General features: G+C 60.4%; 31 protein-coding genes. All 31 read right to left on the bottom strand.

The features are described 5' to 3' along the window. Positions 1 to 2: 2 nt before the first annotated feature. Positions 3 to 341: a divalent-cation tolerance protein CutA gene (gene cutA, locus NG900_RS24555; protein ID WP_252684659.1), complete on the bottom strand. Its 339-nt coding sequence runs from the start codon at positions 339 to 341 to the stop codon at positions 3 to 5. Positions 342 to 501: 160 nt separating this feature from the next. Next, complete coding sequence (gene rplQ, locus NG900_RS24550; RefSeq protein ID WP_252684657.1) at positions 502 to 900, bottom strand: 50S ribosomal protein L17; 399 nt, start codon at positions 898 to 900, stop codon at positions 502 to 504. A gap of 141 nt (positions 901 to 1,041) precedes the next feature. Next, on the bottom strand, positions 1,042 to 2,022 hold the full coding sequence (locus NG900_RS24545) for a DNA-directed RNA polymerase subunit alpha (protein ID WP_004634508.1): 981 nt from the start codon (positions 2,020 to 2,022) through the stop codon (positions 1,042 to 1,044). 237 nt (positions 2,023 to 2,259) lie between these two features. After that, a complete protein-coding gene (rpsD, locus tag NG900_RS24540) occupies positions 2,260 to 2,883 on the bottom strand; it encodes a 30S ribosomal protein S4 (RefSeq protein WP_252684655.1) in 624 nt (207 codons plus the stop codon). A gap of 201 nt (positions 2,884 to 3,084) precedes the next feature. Then, complete coding sequence (rpsK, locus tag NG900_RS24535) at positions 3,085 to 3,486, bottom strand: 30S ribosomal protein S11 (RefSeq protein WP_011002900.1); 402 nt, start codon at positions 3,484 to 3,486, stop codon at positions 3,085 to 3,087. A gap of 24 nt (positions 3,487 to 3,510) precedes the next feature. Further along, positions 3,511 to 3,876 carry a 30S ribosomal protein S13 gene (gene rpsM / locus NG900_RS24530; protein ID WP_252684653.1) on the bottom strand — a complete coding sequence of 122 codons (366 nt, stop codon included), beginning with the start codon at positions 3,874 to 3,876 and terminating at the stop codon, positions 3,511 to 3,513. Positions 3,877 to 3,897: 21 nt separating this feature from the next. Continuing rightward, on the bottom strand, positions 3,898 to 4,014 hold the full coding sequence (rpmJ, locus tag NG900_RS24525; protein ID WP_003264141.1) for a 50S ribosomal protein L36: 117 nt from the start codon (positions 4,012 to 4,014) through the stop codon (positions 3,898 to 3,900). 30 nt (positions 4,015 to 4,044) lie between these two features. Continuing rightward, positions 4,045 to 4,263 (bottom strand): translation initiation factor IF-1, encoded by a 219-nt coding sequence (infA, locus tag NG900_RS24520; protein ID WP_003264140.1) that lies wholly within the window; start codon positions 4,261 to 4,263, stop codon positions 4,045 to 4,047. A 29-nt stretch (positions 4,264 to 4,292) separates the two neighbouring features. Continuing rightward, on the bottom strand, positions 4,293 to 5,615 hold the full coding sequence (gene secY / locus NG900_RS24515; protein ID WP_252684651.1) for a preprotein translocase subunit SecY: 1,323 nt from the start codon (positions 5,613 to 5,615) through the stop codon (positions 4,293 to 4,295). A 57-nt stretch (positions 5,616 to 5,672) separates the two neighbouring features. After that, positions 5,673 to 6,104, bottom strand: a complete 432-nt coding sequence (gene rplO / locus NG900_RS24510) for a 50S ribosomal protein L15 (RefSeq protein ID WP_252684649.1) — start codon at positions 6,102 to 6,104, stop codon at positions 5,673 to 5,675. Positions 6,105 to 6,122: 18 nt separating this feature from the next. Then, entirely contained in the window at positions 6,123 to 6,305 is a 183-nt protein-coding gene (rpmD, locus tag NG900_RS24505; protein WP_003264137.1) for a 50S ribosomal protein L30, read from the bottom strand. Positions 6,306 to 6,327: 22 nt separating this feature from the next. Continuing rightward, positions 6,328 to 6,846, bottom strand: a complete 519-nt coding sequence (gene rpsE / locus NG900_RS24500) for a 30S ribosomal protein S5 (RefSeq protein ID WP_004634493.1) — start codon at positions 6,844 to 6,846, stop codon at positions 6,328 to 6,330. A 21-nt stretch (positions 6,847 to 6,867) separates the two neighbouring features. Further along, on the bottom strand, positions 6,868 to 7,224 hold the full coding sequence (gene rplR / locus NG900_RS24495; RefSeq protein WP_252684647.1) for a 50S ribosomal protein L18: 357 nt from the start codon (positions 7,222 to 7,224) through the stop codon (positions 6,868 to 6,870). Positions 7,225 to 7,233: 9 nt separating this feature from the next. Next, the gene (gene rplF / locus NG900_RS24490; RefSeq protein WP_252684645.1) at positions 7,234 to 7,767 is read right to left on the bottom strand and encodes a 50S ribosomal protein L6; all 534 of its coding nucleotides are present in this window, start codon (positions 7,765 to 7,767) and stop codon (positions 7,234 to 7,236) included. Between the two features lie 12 nt (positions 7,768 to 7,779). Continuing rightward, positions 7,780 to 8,175 carry a 30S ribosomal protein S8 gene (gene rpsH / locus NG900_RS24485; RefSeq protein ID WP_004634489.1) on the bottom strand — a complete coding sequence of 132 codons (396 nt, stop codon included), beginning with the start codon at positions 8,173 to 8,175 and terminating at the stop codon, positions 7,780 to 7,782. A 27-nt stretch (positions 8,176 to 8,202) separates the two neighbouring features. Beyond that, positions 8,203 to 8,508, bottom strand: coding sequence for a 30S ribosomal protein S14 (rpsN, locus tag NG900_RS24480; RefSeq protein WP_004634486.1), 306 nt, complete (start codon positions 8,506 to 8,508; stop codon positions 8,203 to 8,205). Between the two features lie 9 nt (positions 8,509 to 8,517). Beyond that, positions 8,518 to 9,060 (bottom strand): 50S ribosomal protein L5, encoded by a 543-nt coding sequence (rplE, locus tag NG900_RS24475; RefSeq protein WP_009241894.1) that lies wholly within the window; start codon positions 9,058 to 9,060, stop codon positions 8,518 to 8,520. A 26-nt stretch (positions 9,061 to 9,086) separates the two neighbouring features. Beyond that, the gene (gene rplX, locus NG900_RS24470) at positions 9,087 to 9,395 is read right to left on the bottom strand and encodes a 50S ribosomal protein L24 (protein WP_252684643.1); all 309 of its coding nucleotides are present in this window, start codon (positions 9,393 to 9,395) and stop codon (positions 9,087 to 9,089) included. Positions 9,396 to 9,406: 11 nt separating this feature from the next. Further along, positions 9,407 to 9,775, bottom strand: a complete 369-nt coding sequence (gene rplN, locus NG900_RS24465; protein WP_003264129.1) for a 50S ribosomal protein L14 — start codon at positions 9,773 to 9,775, stop codon at positions 9,407 to 9,409. A gap of 267 nt (positions 9,776 to 10,042) precedes the next feature. After that, positions 10,043 to 10,312 carry a 30S ribosomal protein S17 gene (gene rpsQ, locus NG900_RS24460; protein WP_021197579.1) on the bottom strand — a complete coding sequence of 90 codons (270 nt, stop codon included), beginning with the start codon at positions 10,310 to 10,312 and terminating at the stop codon, positions 10,043 to 10,045. Beyond that, positions 10,309 to 10,503: a 50S ribosomal protein L29 gene (gene rpmC / locus NG900_RS24455; RefSeq protein WP_003264124.1), complete on the bottom strand. Its 195-nt coding sequence runs from the start codon at positions 10,501 to 10,503 to the stop codon at positions 10,309 to 10,311. Before rpmC ends, rpsQ begins: the two co-directional genes overlap by 4 nt. A gap of 12 nt (positions 10,504 to 10,515) precedes the next feature. Beyond that, positions 10,516 to 10,932, bottom strand: coding sequence for a 50S ribosomal protein L16 (rplP, locus tag NG900_RS24450; protein ID WP_003264123.1), 417 nt, complete (start codon positions 10,930 to 10,932; stop codon positions 10,516 to 10,518). 2 nt (positions 10,933 to 10,934) lie between these two features. Next, complete coding sequence (gene rpsC / locus NG900_RS24445; RefSeq protein ID WP_252684641.1) at positions 10,935 to 11,723, bottom strand: 30S ribosomal protein S3; 789 nt, start codon at positions 11,721 to 11,723, stop codon at positions 10,935 to 10,937. Between the two features lie 9 nt (positions 11,724 to 11,732). After that, positions 11,733 to 12,062: a 50S ribosomal protein L22 gene (rplV, locus tag NG900_RS24440; RefSeq protein ID WP_004634479.1), complete on the bottom strand. Its 330-nt coding sequence runs from the start codon at positions 12,060 to 12,062 to the stop codon at positions 11,733 to 11,735. A gap of 9 nt (positions 12,063 to 12,071) precedes the next feature. After that, positions 12,072 to 12,347: a 30S ribosomal protein S19 gene (rpsS, locus tag NG900_RS24435; RefSeq protein WP_252684639.1), complete on the bottom strand. Its 276-nt coding sequence runs from the start codon at positions 12,345 to 12,347 to the stop codon at positions 12,072 to 12,074. Positions 12,348 to 12,368: 21 nt separating this feature from the next. Next, positions 12,369 to 13,199: a 50S ribosomal protein L2 gene (gene rplB / locus NG900_RS24430; protein ID WP_004634477.1), complete on the bottom strand. Its 831-nt coding sequence runs from the start codon at positions 13,197 to 13,199 to the stop codon at positions 12,369 to 12,371. 2 nt (positions 13,200 to 13,201) lie between these two features. Beyond that, positions 13,202 to 13,516 (bottom strand): 50S ribosomal protein L23, encoded by a 315-nt coding sequence (rplW, locus tag NG900_RS24425; RefSeq protein ID WP_039598701.1) that lies wholly within the window; start codon positions 13,514 to 13,516, stop codon positions 13,202 to 13,204. After that, positions 13,513 to 14,133, bottom strand: coding sequence for a 50S ribosomal protein L4 (rplD, locus tag NG900_RS24420; RefSeq protein ID WP_021197584.1), 621 nt, complete (start codon positions 14,131 to 14,133; stop codon positions 13,513 to 13,515). Before rplD ends, rplW begins: the two co-directional genes overlap by 4 nt. An 11-nt stretch (positions 14,134 to 14,144) precedes the next feature. Then, complete coding sequence (gene rplC, locus NG900_RS24415; RefSeq protein ID WP_004634474.1) at positions 14,145 to 14,798, bottom strand: 50S ribosomal protein L3; 654 nt, start codon at positions 14,796 to 14,798, stop codon at positions 14,145 to 14,147. A gap of 287 nt (positions 14,799 to 15,085) precedes the next feature. After that, positions 15,086 to 15,397 carry a 30S ribosomal protein S10 gene (gene rpsJ, locus NG900_RS24410; RefSeq protein WP_004634473.1) on the bottom strand — a complete coding sequence of 104 codons (312 nt, stop codon included), beginning with the start codon at positions 15,395 to 15,397 and terminating at the stop codon, positions 15,086 to 15,088. 107 nt (positions 15,398 to 15,504) lie between these two features. Then, positions 15,505 to 16,208 (bottom strand): EF-Tu C-terminal domain-related protein (locus tag NG900_RS24405; RefSeq protein WP_252684637.1); only part of this gene is annotated, 704 nt, incomplete at its 5' end.

The following is a 16,208-nucleotide window of genomic DNA, read 5'->3' as shown; positions in this document are numbered from 1 at the left end:
CATCAAACGGAAGGCTGCCGTGTTTCGTCGGCCACCCACGCAAGATACGCCGGCAAGCCAGTCGCCACCGGCGTGGCGATGATCTCGGGCACCTCGTATGGATGCGCCTTGCGCAGCGCCGCCTCCAGCGCGGGGTATGCCGCGCGCGTTGTCTTGATCAGCAGCGGAATCTCGGTAGCGTGCTCGATCTCGCCGCTCCACCAATACGTGGATGCGCACGCCGGCAAGCGATTGACACACGCGGCCGCTCGAGATTCCAGCACAGCTTTGGTCACCTGGTCGGCGCTGTCGGCATCGGGCAGGTTGGTCAGCACCAGCAGCACGTCGGTTCCGGTAGACATAGAAACTCCACAAGCGCACACAGAGACGGCCGTGAGGCCCGATTCAGGCAACAAAAAAGCCAGGATGCGAATCCTGGCTTCATTGTAATGCGCGCCGACGCACGCATTTTGCGGCCCGCCCAGCGCGACGCCATGTCGCACCAGCAGACTTCAGCTGACCTTACTCGGCAGCGGCTTCGGCGTCGACAGCCTCGGCAACTTCCGGACGGTCCAGCAGCTCGACGAGTGCCATCGGCGCATTGTCGCCCTGGCGGAAGCCGAACTTCAGGATACGGGTGTAGCCACCCGGACGGGTCGCGAAGCGCGGGCCCAGTTCCGTGAACAGCTTGGTGACCATGTCGCGGTCGCGCAGGCGGGCAAATGCCAGACGGCGGTTGGCAACGGTGTCCTTCTTGGCCAGCGTGATCAGCGGCTCGACAACCTTGCGCAGCTCCTTGGCCTTCGGCAGGGTGGTCTTGATCAGCTCGTGCTGCAGCAGCGAGTTGGACATGTTGCGCAGCATCGCGAGACGGTGCGACGAGGTGCGGTTCAGTTTCCGCAAACCATGACGGTGACGCATGATGATTCCTTCTTAAGAGTGTTTGACCAGCTCTTCTATCACCCCTTGCGAGGCGCGGGCCGGTAGCTTCAACAAAAGGCCGCTCGGACAGCAACGGCGGGAAAACCGGCCGATGCACACGCACCGGCCGACAACTTGCAATTACTTCTCGAGACCTGCGGGCGGCCAGTTCTCGAGCTTCATGCCGAGCGTCAGGCCACGCGAAGCGAGGACTTCCTTGATCTCATTGAGCGACTTGCGACCCAGGTTCGGGGTCTTGAGCAGCTCGTTCTCGGTACGCTGGATCAGGTCGCCGATGTAGTAGATGTTCTCGGCCTTCAAGCAGTTGGCCGAACGCACCGTCAGCTCCAGATCGTCGACCGGGCGCAGCAGGATCGGATCGATCTGCGGTGCGCGGGCGGCGGCGGCTTCAGCAGCGCTTTCCGTGCCTTCCAGGGCAGCGAACACCGACAGTTGATCCACCAGAATACGAGCCGACTGGCGGATCGCTTCTTCCGGCGAGATCACACCGTTGGTTTCGATGTTCATCACCAGCTTGTCGAGGTCGGTACGCTGTTCCACACGAGCGGACTCGACGGCGTACGACACGCGACGCACCGGCGCGAACGAGGCGTCCAACACGATGCGGCCGATAACCTTGCTCGACTCGTCGCCGAACTTGCGCACGTTGCCCGGCACATAGCCGCGGCCTTGCTCGACCTTCAGTTGCAGGTCCAGCTTGCCGCCGGCCGACAGGTTGGCGATCACGTGACCCGGGTTGATGATCTCGACATCGTGCGGCAGCTCTATGTCGGCAGCAGTCACCACACCTTCGCCTTCTTTGCGCAGCGACACCGTGACTTCATCACGGTTGTGCAGCTTGAACACCACGCCCTTCAGGTTCAGCAGCAGGTTGACGACGTCTTCTTGCACGCCATCAATGGTGGAATACTCGTGGACGACCCCAGCGATCGTGACTTCGGTCGGTGCATAGCCGACCATCGACGACAGCAGCACGCGGCGCAGCGCGTTGCCGAGCGTGTGGCCATAGCCACGCTCGAACGGTTCCATGACGACCTTCGCGTGATGATCGCCAAGCGGCTCAACCGCAATAATTTTGGGCTTCAGGAGTGCTGTTTGCATTAGGTTGTCCTATTTCAATACCCTCGGCTCGTTACACCGATAAGGCTGACGGGGACTAAAAAGAATCCGCCACGAAACGCATGACGGAAGACGCGCGTGCCGCAAACGCGTTGCGGCACGTAACGATTCGGATTGGATCGACGCCCCGACGATGCCCAGCGAGCGAACACAATGTCGTAGACGATGAGCGTCCCCAAAAGGCGCACGAGCCCGCACCTTGCGGTACGGGCGTCGTCATTAACGCGAATACAATTCGACGATCAGGCTTTCGTTGATGTCGCCGGCGATATCTGCACGATCCGGGACTTGCTTGAAGGTGCCTTCCATCTTCTTGGCATCCACAGCCACCCAGGTCGGGAAGCCGCTCTGCTCAGCCAGCGTCAGCGATTCAGCGATACGCACTTGCTTCTTCGACTTTTCGCGGATGGCGATCACATCGCCCGACTTGATCTGAGCCGACGGCACGTTCAGGGCTTGACCGTTCACCAGGATCGCCTTGTGCGACACCAGCTGACGCGCTTCGGCGCGGGTCGAGCCGAAGCCCATGCGGTAGACGACGTTGTCCAGACGCGATTCCAGCAGTTGCAGCAGGGTTTCACCCGTGTTGCCCTTGCGGCGATCGGCTTCAGCGAAGTAGCGGCGGAATTGACGCTCCAGCACGCCGTAGATGCGCTTGACCTTCTGCTTTTCACGCAGTTGGTTGCCGTAGTCGGAGGTGCGAGCGCCGGAAGTGCGGCCGTGCTGACCAGGCTTGCTGTCCAGCTTGCACTTGTCGGCGAGCGAGCGACGTGCGCTCTTCAGAAAAAGGTCAGTACCTTCGCGGCGAGACAGTTTCGCCTTGGGGCCGGTATAGCGTGCCACGTTGCGTTCCTTTGTTTTCAGTCATCCGCAGCACAAACTCTGCGGATGGTCCGTCATCGGGTTCCCAATGGAATCGTGACGAACAGTGGGCTTATGAAAAGACGAAACCCGCCTTCCGGGAAACCCGGAAGACAGGCAAGCGGGCAAGTATAGCACCCGCAGACCAACCTCGCCAGCAACCGGCGCGGCTGGTCGAATCGCTTAGATGCGACGACGCTTCGGCGGGCGGCAGCCGTTGTGCGGCACCGGCGTCACGTCTTCGATCACCTGAATCTTGATACCCAGGTTGTTCAGTGCACGCACGGCCGACTCACGACCCGGGCCCGGGCCCTTGATGCGCACTTCCAGGTTCTTGATCCCTTGGTCCTGCGCCACGCGGCCAGCACTCTCAGCAGCAACCTGAGCAGCGAACGGCGTCGACTTGCGCGAGCCCTTGAAGCCTTGGCCGCCCGACGTCGCCCACGACAGGGCGTTGCCCTGACGGTCGGTGATGGTGATGATCGTGTTGTTGAACGACGCGTGAACGTGCGCGATGCCGTCGGCGACGTTCTTGCGAACCTTCTTGCGCGCGCGCTGGGCGGCGGTATTCGCTGCTTTTGCCATAGTTCCTATCCTTTACCCGACGGATTACTTCTTGAGCGCGACGCCGGCCTTGCGCGGACCCTTGCGGGTGCGGGCATTGGTGCGGGTACGCTGACCACGCATCGGCAGGCCCTTGCGATGGCGCACGCCGCGGTAGCAGCCCAGATCCATCAGGCGCTTGATGTTCATCGTCGTTTCACGGCGCAGATCGCCTTCGACGGTGAACTTGTTGACTTCGTCACGCAGCTTTTCCAGGTCAGCGTCCGTCAGGTCCTTGACCTTCTTGTTGGTCGGGACACCGGTCACCTCGCAAATCTTCTGAGCGCGCGAGCGGCCAATACCATAGACAGCCGTCAGGCCGATCACGGTATGTTGGTGGTTGGGGATGTTGACCCCTGCGATACGTGCCATTCGTCAATCCTCTTTGCGAAATTAGCCTTGGCGCTGCTTATGACGCGGGTCCGACGAGCAGATCACACGCACCACGCCCTTGCGCTTGATGATTTTGCAGTTGCGGCAAATGCGCTTAACAGAAGCCAGCACTTTCATGATTTTCCTCTTCCTTCAATTCCAGTCCGCTCACTTCGCCCGGAATACGATGCGCGCGCGGGACAGATCATACGGGGTCAATTCGACCGTCACCTTGTCCCCGGGCAAGATGCGGATGTAATGCATGCGCATCTTGCCGGAAATATGGCCTAACACTACGTGGCCGTTCTCTAGCTTGACGCGAAACGTTGCGTTGGGAAGGTTTTCCAGCACCTCACCCTGCATCTGGATCACGTCGTCTTTAGCCATGTCTTTTAGCTTCGTGCGACCGCTCTTTTTTAACGGAGCGTCAGGTTTCCCTTGAAATTCGCCTTCTTCATCAAAGACTCGTACTGCTGAGACATCACGTAGGACTGCACTTGCGCCATGAAGTCCATCGTGACAACCACGATGATCAACAGCGACGTCCCACCGAAGTAGAACGGCACATTCCAGCGCAGCACCAAGAACTCCGGCAACAGACACACCAGCGTAATGTAGATCGCACCCGCCAGGGTCAGACGCACCAGAATCTTGTCGATATACCGCGTGGTTTGCTCGCCCGGACGGATGCCCGGAATGAACGCCCCACTCTTCTTCAGGTTATCCGCCACTTCGCGGCTGTTATAGACCAGCGCCGTGTAGAAAAAACAGAAGAAGATGATCGCCGCTGCATACAGCAGGATGTACACCGGCTGACCCGGCGACAGCGTTGCTGCCAGATCCTTGACGAATCGCGTGACCGGATTCGTCGAGTTGCCGGCCGTAAACCAGCCTGCGATCGTGGCCGGGAACAGAATGATCGACGATGCGAAGATCGGCGGAATCACCCCAGCCATGTTCAACTTCAGCGGCAGATGCGACGACTGACCGCCATAAATCTTGTTACCAACCTGCCGCTTGGCGTAGTTGACGAGGATCTTGCGCTGGCCGCGTTCAATGAACACCACCAGATACGTCACCGCGCCAATGATCGCCACCACCAGGATCGCGGAAAAAATCCCCATCGAACCCGTACGCACCAGCTCGAACAGCCCGCCAATGGCATTGGGCAGACCCGCCGCGATCCCACCGAAGATGATGATCGAGATCCCGTTGCCCAGACCACGCTCGGTGATCTGCTCACCCAGCCACATCAGGAACATCGTACCCGTCACCAGCGTGATCACCGCGGTGGCTCGGAACATCAGGCCTGGGTCCAGCACCAGACCCGGCTGCGCCTCGAGCGCCACTGCAATCCCCAGCGCCTGAAACGTCGCCAGGACAACCGTGCCGTAGCGCGTGTACTGCGTAATCTTGCGCTGGCCGGCCTGGCCTTCCTTCTTCAACGATTCCAGCTGCGGCAGCACGATCGTCAGCAGTTGCATGATGATCGACGCCGAGATGTACGGCATGATCCCCAGCGCAAACACCGTGAATCGCGACAGCGCGCCACCGGAGAACAGGTTGAACATCCCGAGGATGCCACCCGACTGCCGTTGGAAAAGCTGCGCCAGTTGATCCGGATCGATACCCGGCACAGGAATGTGCGCACCGATCCGGTACACCAGCAGTGCCAGCACCAGGAACACCAGCCGACGGCGAAGATCACCGTACTTGGCCGTGTTCTTGGCCTGGGCCATCACATTAGGTTTCGCCGTGGCCAAACGGATGCTCCGTCAGTGTGAAACAGCAGGCTATTAGGCCAGCGAGCCACCAGCAGCTTCGATTGCGGCTTTCGCCCCAGCCGTTGCGCCGATACCCTTCAGGGTCACCTTCTTGTCGATTTCGCCCGACAGGATCACCTTGGCGCTCTTGACCATCTCGCCCACGAGGCCGGCTTGCTTGAGGGACAGCAGATCGATTTCTTCGATCGGCAGGCCCGCCAGGTCGCCCAGACGCACTTCAGCGGTGAATTCCTTGGTCAGCGAGGTGAAACCGCGCTTGGGCAGACGACGATACAGGGGCATCTGGCCGCCTTCAAAGCCGACCTTGTGGAAACCACCCGAACGCGACTTCTGACCCTTGTGACCACGACCAGCCGTCTTGCCCAGGCCCGAACCAATACCGCGACCAACGCGGCGTTTGGCGTGCTTGGAGCCGGCTGCCGGCTTCAGGTTATTCAGTTGCATGTTCTTCTCCGTCTTGCCTTAGCCGATGACCTTGACCAGGTAGGACACCTTGTTGATCATGCCGCGCACTGCGGGCGTGTCCTGCAATTCGGACACCGAGTTCATGCGGCGCAGGCCCAGGCCGCGCACCGTGGCGCGGTGGTCTTCGCGCGTACCGATCAGGCTGCGCACGAGTTGGACTTTCACGGTTTTCTGCGACATATCGTTCACCTATCCCTTCGGCTTAGCCGAGGATCTCTTCGACCGACTTGCCGCGCTTGGCTGCAACTTCGGCCGGGGTGCTCATCTTGCGCAGGCCATCCAGCGTTGCGCGCACCATGTTGTAAGGATTGGTCGAACCGTGCGACTTGGTCACGATGTTCGTCACGCCCATCACTTCGAAGATGGCGCGCATCGGACCGCCGGCGATCACACCGGTACCGTCCTTTGCGGGCATCATCTGCACCTTAGCGGCGCCATGCTTGCCAACCACTTCGTGCTGCAGCGTACCGTTCTTCAGCGGAACCTTGACCATCTTGCGACGGGCTTCGTCCATTGCCTTCTGCACGGCCACGGGCACTTCCTTAGCCTTGCCCTTGCCCATGCCGATACGGCCGTCGCCGTCACCCACCACGGTCAGTGCGGCGAAACCGAGAATACGGCCGCCTTTGACCACCTTGGTCACACGGTTGACCGCGATCATCTTCTCGCGAAGACCGTCGTCGCGTTCGTCCCCTTGGACCTTCGGTTGAATTTTTGCCATGACGATATCCTCTATGCCGGCTTAGAACTTCAGGCCAGCTTCGCGTGCCGCGTCAGCCAGTGCCTTCACGCGACCGTGATAACGGAAACCCGAGCGATCGAACGCCACGGCTTCGATGCCGGCAGCCTTCGCCTTCTCGGCGATACGCTTACCCACCAGGGTAGCGGCGGCGGTGTTGCCACCGTTGCCGTTCAGTTCCTTGCGGACTTCGGCTTCCGCGGTCGATGCCGAAGCCACGACCTTGGTGCCGTCTTCCGAGAAGACCTGCGCATAGATGTGCAGATTGGTACGGTGCACAGCCAGACGGGCAACGTTCAGTTCCGCGATCTTCAGGCGGGTCTGACGTGCACGGCGCAAACGAGAGTCATTCTTGTTCATATGTGCACCTTACTTCTTCTTGGTTTCCTTCAGGATCACGCGCTCGTCGGCGTAGCGCACACCCTTGCCCTTGTAGGGCTCAGGCGGACGATAGCCACGCACTTCAGCGGCGACCTGACCAACTTTCTGCTTGTCCGAACCCTTGATGATGATTTCGGTCTGCGTCGGCGTTTCCGCCTTCACGCCTTCCGGCATCTCATGGATCACGTCGTGCGAGAAACCGAGTTGCAGCTTCAGGGCGGTACCTTGAAGCGAAGCACGGTAACCCACGCCGACCAGGTTCAGCTTGCGCTCGAAGCCCGTCGTCACACCCTTGACCATGTTGGCCGTGAGGGCGCGCATCGTGCCTTGCAGCGCATTAGCTTCACGCGACTCATCTGCCGGCTCGAACGTAATCGTGCCGTTGTCGGTGTTGACCTTAACCAGCTGGTGAATCGGCTGCGTCAGCGTGCCCAGCGGGCCCTTGACGGTCAGCAGACCACCTGCGAAATTGACTTCGGCGCCCTTGGGCAGCGCGATGGGAGCCTTACCTACGCGAGACATGGTTCCCCTCCCTTAGGCGACGTAGCAAATGACTTCGCCACCGACACCGGTTGCGCGGGCGCGGCGGTCCGTCATCAGACCCTGCGGGGTCGAGATGATGGCGACACCCAGGCCGTTCATCACTTGCGGGATTTCGTTACGGCCCTTGTACACGCGCAGACCAGGCTTCGAGACGCGCTCCAGGCGCTCGATGACCGGACGGCCGGCGTAGTACTTCAGACCAATCGTCAGGGTAGACTTGCCACCCTGCTCGGTCACGGCGAATTCGTCGATGTAGCCTTCGTCCTTCAGGACTTTGGCGATTGCCACCTTCAGCTTCGACGACGGCATGACCACCGACGCTTTTTCCACCGCTTGCGCGTTGCGGATACGCGTCAGCATATCGGCGATCGGATCGCTCATGCTCATACTGTTTCTCCTGTAGCCTGTGCGTGATTACCAGCTGGCTTTCGTCAGACCCGGGATTTCGCCCTTGAAGGCGATTTCACGGAGCTTGTTACGCGCCAGGCCGAACTTACGGAACGTACCGCGGGGACGACCGGTGATCGAGCAGCGGTTGCGCTGACGAGTCGGGTTCGCGTTGCGCGGCAGCGCTTGCAGCTTCAGACGCGCTTCGTAACGCTCTTCTTCCGACTTGCTTTGGTCTGCCACGATGGCTTCGAGAGCGGCGCGCTTCTCAGCGTACTTGGCCACGAGCTTGGCACGCTTCTTCTCGCGTTCGATCAGAGACAATTTAGCCACGGTAACCCCTTAATTACGGAACGGGAACTTGAACGCATTGAGGAGCGCCTTCGCTTCCTCGTCGTTCTTCGCAGTCGTCGTGATGCTGATGTTCAGACCACGGAGTGCGTCGATCTTGTCGTACTCGATTTCGGGGAAAATGATCTGCTCTTTCACACCGATGTTGTAGTTGCCACGACCGTCGAACGCCTTGCCCGACACACCGCGGAAGTCACGCACGCGCGGCAGCGACACGGTGATGAAGCGGTCCAGGAATTCGTACATGCGTTGGCCACGCAGCGTGACCATCGTGCCGATCGGGTAACCCTGGCGAATCTTGAAGCCGGCGATAGCCTTGCGGGCCTTCGTCACAATGGGCTTCTGGCCAGCGATTTTGATCAGGTCACCGGTGGCGTGCTCGATGACCTTCTTGTCATTGATCGCTTCGCCAAGACCCATGTTCAGGGTGATCTTGGTGATGCGCGGCACTTCCATCACGGACTTGTAACCGAACTGCTTGATCAGCTCGGGCACAACCTTCTCTTTGTAAAACTCTTGCAGACGCGCAGTCATGCTCAACTCCTCTTTATCGCCCAGAATCAAGCGCCGACGGCAGCACCGGTGGTCTTCAGCACGCGCGTCTTCACGCCGCCTTCAACCTTGATGCCGACGCGCGACGGCTTGCCATTGGCATCCACGAGCGCAACGTTCGAAATATGGATGGGCATGACCTTGTCGACCACACCACCCGAGGTACCCAGCATCGGGTTCGGGCGCACGTGCTTCTTGGCAACGTTCACGCCTTCCACCGTCACGTGCTCAGCAAGCACGGACAGCACAGTACCCTGCTTACCCTTGTCTTTACCGGTGCGGACGATGACGCGATCGCCCTTGCGAATCTTGTTCATGCGGCCTCCGATTACAGCACTTCCGGCGCGAGCGACACGATCTTCATGAAGCGCTCGGTACGGAGTTCGCGAGTGACCGGCCCGAAGATACGGGTGCCGATCGGCTCAAGCTTGGTGTTCAGCAGCACGGCGGCATTGCCGTCGAACTTGATGAGCGAGCCGTCGGGACGGCGCACGCCCTTGGCGGTACGCACCACCACGGCGTTGTAGATATCGCCCTTCTTCACGCGACCACGCGGGGCAGCATCCTTGACGCTGACCTTGATGATGTCGCCGACGCTGGCGTAGCGGCGCTTCGAACCGCCCAGCACCTTGATGCACATGACTTCACGCGCACCCGTGTTATCGGCCACTTCGAGCCGGCTTTCTGTCTGAATCATGGTGTTCTCGTCCCAACTTAATTCGCCAAACGCACAATGCGCAGAGGCGATCAGTCTTGGTCCCGCCGGCCGCTGGCATTGCGCCAACCGCGATTGGGTTGATCAACTTGAAGTCGGTAGCTGCCCGACGGCGATTGCCGCCTGGCCCATTCGCTTTTCCCCTCACCTGAGCCGCCGACCAAGTAGCCAACAACCCTCTCAAAGGGAAAGACCGAGACTATATCACATAATCTCGGTCTTGCAACAGCAAACTGCTCAGCTGTTGTTTTAGATCACGCGCGCAGCTTCAAGCAGACGCGACACCACCCACGACTTGGTGCGGGAGATCGGACGCGATTCCGTGATCTCAACCTTGTCGCCTTCGTTGTACTGGTTGGCTTCGTCGTGCGCATGGTACTTCTTCGAGCGCACCACGTACTTGCCGTACAGCGGATGCTTGACGCGGTTTTCAACCAGGACCGTTACGGTCTTGTCCATCTTGTTGCTGACAACGCGACCGACGAGCGTGCGCTTCAGGGACGTTGCGGCTTCAGTCATTTCTGGCTCCCCTTCTGGCCCAGCACGGTACGGACGCGCGCGATGTCACGACGCACCTTCTTCAGCTGGCTGGTGTTCTGCAGCTGTTGCGTCGCCTTTTGCATGCGCAGGCCAAATTGAGCCTTCAGCAGCTCGGAGAGCTCCTGATTCAGGCCAGCGACATCTTTGTCGCGCAGTTCGGATGCTTTCATGGTGTGTGCTCCTTACGTTCCGACCTGACGCACCACGAAGCTGGTCGCGATCGGCAGCTTGGCAGCAGCCAGGCGGAAAGCCTCGCGTGCCAGTTCTTCGCCGACGCCGTCCATTTCGTACAGCATCTTGCCCGGCTGAATTTCAGCCACGTAGTATTCCGGGTTGCCCTTACCGTTACCCATACGGACTTCGGCAGGCTTCTTCGAGATCGGCTTGTCCGGGAAAATCCGGATCCAAATGCGGCCGCCACGCTTGATGTGACGGGTCATCGCACGACGGGCGGACTCGATCTGACGTGCAGTCAGACGGCCACGACCCATCGCCTTGAGGCCGAACTCACCGAAGGAGACCGCATTACCGCGCGTTGCGATACCCGTGTTGCGGCCCTTCTGCTCCTTGCGGTACTTCCTACGCTTCGGTTGCAGCATGTTTATTCTCCAGTCTTGGCGTCGGCGCCACGACGGGCACCTGCACCAGCACCGCGGCGCTGACCGGCCGGGCGATCGCCTTCACGGCGACGGCCTTCCGGGCGACCCGGACGGCGGCGGCGCTCGTCTTCCTTCGGCTCTTCCACCACGGGTGCGTCGTTGCGGCCCAGATGGTCGCCCTTGTACACCCACACCTTGACACCGATGATGCCGTAGGTAGTTTCTGCTTCGGAGAAGCCGTAGTCGATGTCGGCGCGCAGCGTGTGCAGGGGCACACGGCCTTCGCGATACCACTCGGTACGGGCGATTTCGATGCCGTTCAGACGGCCCGAACTCATGATCTTGATGCCTTGAGCACCCAGACGCATTGCGTTCTGCATCGCGCGCTTCATGGCGCGGCGGAACATGATGCGGCGCTCGAGCTGCTGCGTGATCGAGTCGGCGATCAGCTGTGCATCGACTTCCGGCTTGCGGATTTCTTCGATGTTCACGTGCACGGGCACACCCATGCGACGTTGCAGCTCAGCCTTCAGCAGCTCGATGTCCTCGCCCTTCTTGCCGATCACCACGCCCGGACGCGAGCTGTAAATGGTGATACGTGCATTCTTGGCCGGACGCTCGATGACCACGCGGCCCACCGAAGCGTTCTTCAGCTTCTTCTTCAGAAACTCGCGAACTTCGATGTCTTCCTTGAGCATGTCCGCAAACTGGGTGTTGTTCGCGTACCAACGCGAAGCCCAGTTACGGCTGACAGCCAGACGGAAGCCAGTCGGATGAATCTTCTGTCCCATCGTGACCCCTTAGTTGCCCAGCGTCACAGTGATGTGACAGGTTTGTTTCTCGATGCGGTTGCCACGGCCCTTCGCACGCGCGGTGAAGCGCTTGAGCGACGTTGCCTTGTCGATGTAGATCGACTTGACCTTCAGCTCATCGATGTCGGCGCCTTCGTTGTGCTCGGCGTTCGCGATGGCGGACTCAACCACCTTCTTCACGATGCCAGCCGCCTTCTTCGGGCTGAACGTCAGCACGTTGAGCGCACGCTCGATCGACAGGCCGCGGATCTGGTCAGCAACCAGGCGCGTCTTCTGTGCGGAGATACGGGCGCCGCGATGAATCGCTTTAACTTCCATGATTGCCCCTTATCGCTTCGCTTTCTTGTCGGCAGCGTGGCCCTTGAACGTGCGCGTGAGCGCAAATTCGCCGAGCTTGTGGCCAACCATGTTTTCCGTGACGTACACGGGGACGTGCTGACGGCCGTTGTGAACGGCGATCGTCAGGCCGATGAAGTCCGGCAGAATGGTCGAACGACGCGACCACGTCTTGATGGGCTTCTTGTCCTTGGTGCTCACCGCCGCTTCCACCTTCTTCAGCAGGTGGGCGTCGATGAACGGACCTTTCTTTACGGAACGAGTCATTTCTTAGCTCCTACCTACCGATTAACGCTTGTGACGGCGCTGAACGATCATGCTGTCCGTGCGCTTGTTACGACGGGTGCGATAACCCTTCGTCGGGGTACCCCACGGCGACACCGGATCGCGACCAGCAGCGGTCTTACCTTCACCACCACCGTGCGGGTGATCCACCGGGTTCATCACCACACCGCGAACGGTCGGGCGAATACCGCGCCAACGGGTTGCACCGGCCTTGCCGATCTGGCGCAGGCTGTGCTCTTCGTTGCCCACTTCACCGATGGTTGCACGGCACTCGATGTGCACGCGACGCACTTCACCCGAGCGCAGACGCACCTGAGCGTAGATGCCTTCGCGAGCCAGCAGCACGGCAGACGTACCAGCCGAACGGGCAACTTGAGCGCCCTTGCCCGGCAGGATTTCCACACAGTGGATCGTCGTACCGACCGGAATGTTGCGGATCGGCAGGTTGTTACCGGCCTTGATCGGCGCTTCCGAGCCGTTGGCGATGGCTTGGCCAACCACAGCGCCCTTCGGGGCGATGATGTAGCGGCGCTCGCCGTCAGCGAACAGCACGAGCGCGATGTTGGCGCTACGGTTCGGGTCGTATTCCAGACGCTCGATCTTGGCCGGGATACCGTCCTTATCGTTACGCTTGAAATCGACGACGCGATAGTGATGCTTGTGACCACCACCCTTATGACGGGTGGTGATGTGGCCGTTGTTGTTACGACCCGACTTCTGGATTTGCTTTTCCAGCAGCGGAGCGTGCGGCGCACCCTTGTGAAGGTCGGGGTTGACGACCTTCACCATCGAGCGGCGGCCCGGCGATGTCGGCTTGGTCTTAACGAGTGCCATGATTACTTGGCCTCCGCTTCAAAATTGATTTCCTGGCCCGGCTTCAGCGAGACATAGGCCATCTTCACGTGGTTACGACGACCCATGAAGCGACCGAAGCGCTTTTGCTTGCCCTTGCGGTTCAGGATCTGGACGGAAGCGACTTCGACCTTGAACAGCAGTTCGACGGCAGCCTTCACCTCGATCTTGTTGGCGTCGGGAGCCACTTCGAACACGACCTGTTCGTTTTTCTCGGCCACCAGGGTTGCCTTTTCAGACACCACAGGCGCCAGCAGCACCTGCATCAGGCGATGGTCGTTCTTGGCAACTTGCGTCATTTCAGCAACTCCTCGATCTGCGCGACGGCACCCTTCGTCACGAGCACCTTCTTGTAGTGCACGAGCGACAGGGGGTCAGCGTGACGCGGCTCAACCACGAGCACGTGCGCCAGGTTGCGCGATGCCAGGAAGAGGTTTTCGTCCAGGTTATCGGTAATCACGAGCACCGAGTCCAGGCCCATGGCGCCGAGCTTGTCGGCCAGCAGCTTGGTCTTCGGGGCTTCGACGGACAGGCTGTCAACGACGTTGATGCGACCTTCACGGGCAAGCTGCGAGTAAATCGAGCGCATGCCGGCGCGGTACATCTTCTTGTTGACCTTCTGCGAGAAGTTTTCTTCCGGGCTGTTCGGGAAGATACGACCACCCCCGCGCCACAGCGGGGAGGAGCTCATACCTGCACGGGCGCGGCCCGTACCCTTTTGGCGCCACGGCTTCTTGGTCGTGTGCTTGACCTCTTCACGATCCTTCTGCTTACGGTTACCGCTGCGAGCGTTGGCCTGGTAAGCGACGACGATCTGGTGAACGAGGGCTTCGTTGTAGTCACGGCCGAACACTTCCGGCGAGGCAGCAACGCCAGCGCCGAGTTGACCGTTGTCCTGGAGCAGCTTCAGTTCCATGCGTTTGCTCCTTATGCCTTCTTGGCGCGGGCCTTCACGGCCGGCGTGACGATGACTTGACCGCCCTTGGCGCCCGGGATTGCGCCCTTGACCAGCAGCAGCTTGCGCTCTGCGTCGATCTTGGCGATTTCCAGGTTCTGAACGGTACGGGTGACGTCACCCATGTGACCGGTCATGCGCTTACCCGGGAACACGCGGCCCGGATCCTGCGCCATACCGATCGAGCCCGGCACGTTGTGCGAGCGCGAATTACCGTGCGAGGCGCGGCCCGACGAGAAGTTGTAACGCTTGATGGTACCGGCGTAGCCCTTACCAATCGTCACACCCTGGACGTCGATCTTTTGACCGACTTCGAACAGGTCGACGCTGATGTTCGCGCCAGGCTGGAATTCAGCGGCACGAGCGGCATCCACTCGGAATTCTTTGATGACTTCGCCCGCTTCCACGCCGGCTTTGGCGAGATGACCCGCCAGCGGCTTGGTGACGCGGCTGGCGCGTCGGGTGCCGAAGGTGACTTGAACGGCGGTGTAACCGTCGGTCTCGTCCGTCTTGATTTGCGTCACGCGGTTGTCGCCGACCTCGAGCACGGTGACGGGAATCGAATCGCCGTCGTCCGTGAAAATACGGGTCATGCCAACCTTGCGACCTACAAGGCCAAGGCTCATGGTTTGCTCCATTCCCAGCTGCGATTGGCCGGGGCTGATTGATACTACGAATCTTGAACTGGACTGCGCCTAAAGAGACGGCGCGAGGCCAAAATGGCCAGCCCACTCCCCTTGACTAAAGGGGTAGCCCTACACTATATCCCGGTTACGAACAATCTGCAAGCACGACTGCGGAATGTGCGACCGGGCGTGGCGTGCAGCGCAACATCCGTCGCCGAAAAAGCAAAACGGCGAGCACCTGGCTCGCCGTTTGCCCGTTGCCGGTACGACCCGGCAGCGCGTCTTGCTTACTGCAGCTTGATCTCGACGTCCACGCCAGCCGGCAGGTCCAGCTTCATCAGCGCGTCGACGGTCTTGTCCGTCGGATCGACGATGTCCATCAGGCGCTGGTGCGTGCGGATTTCGAACTGGTCGCGGCTGGTCTTGTTGACGTGCGGCGAACGCAGAACGTCGAAACGCTGGATGCGGGTCGGCAGGGGCACCGGGCCCTTGACGATTGCGCCAGTGCGCTTGGCGGTTTCGACGATTTCAGCGGCCGACTGGTCGATCAGGCGATAGTCGAAGGCCTTCAGGCGGATACGGATCTTCTGGTTCTGCATGATGTTTCCTTAAAGAGCATGGCGGCCGGGCCGCCGGGAGATTGAAAGAGCGATGCAACAAGCGATGCGCCGCGCCCCTTGCGAGGAACAGCGCATCGATCCGCCTTTTACTTCAGGATCTTGGCAACGACGCCAGCACCCACGGTACGGCCGCCTTCGCGGATAGCGAAGCGCAGGCCTTCTTCCATGGCGATCGGGGCGATCAGCTTGACGGTGATCGACACGTTGTCACCCGGCATGACCATTTCCTTGCCTTCCGGCAGGGCGATCGAGCCAGTCACGTCCGTCGTACGGAAGTAGAACTGCGGGCGATAGTTGTTGAAGAACGGGGTGTGACGACCGCCTTCGTCCTTCGACAGGATGTAGACCTCGCCCGTGAATTCCGTGTGCGGCTTGATCGAGCCCGGCTTGGCCAGCACTTGACCACGCTGAACGTCTTCGCGCTTCGTGCCACGCAGCAGAATACCGACGTTGTCGCCTGCTTGACCTTGGTCCAGCAGCTTGCGGAACATTTCCACGCCCGTGCAGGTGGTCTTGTCGATCTTCGGCTTGTCGCCGTCCATGGCGATACCGACGATTTCGATTTCTTCGCCGACCTTGATCACGCCGCGCTCGATACGGCCGGTCACCACGGTGCCGCGACCCGAGATCGAGAACACGTCTTCCACCGGCATCAGGAACGTACCGTCAACAGCGCGCTCCGGCGTCGGGATGTAGGTGTCCAGTGCGTCGGCCAGGTTCATGATGGCCACTTCGCCCAGCTCGCCCTTGTCGCCTTCCAGCGCCAGCTTGGCCGAACCCTTGATGATCG

The sequence above is a fragment of the Ralstonia soli genome (assembly GCF_023955655.1).
In the GTDB taxonomy this organism is placed as follows: domain Bacteria; phylum Pseudomonadota; class Gammaproteobacteria; order Burkholderiales; family Burkholderiaceae; genus Ralstonia; species Ralstonia soli.
Note: the sequence above shows the minus strand (reverse complement) of the source record. Positions and strands in the feature narration are given on the sequence as shown.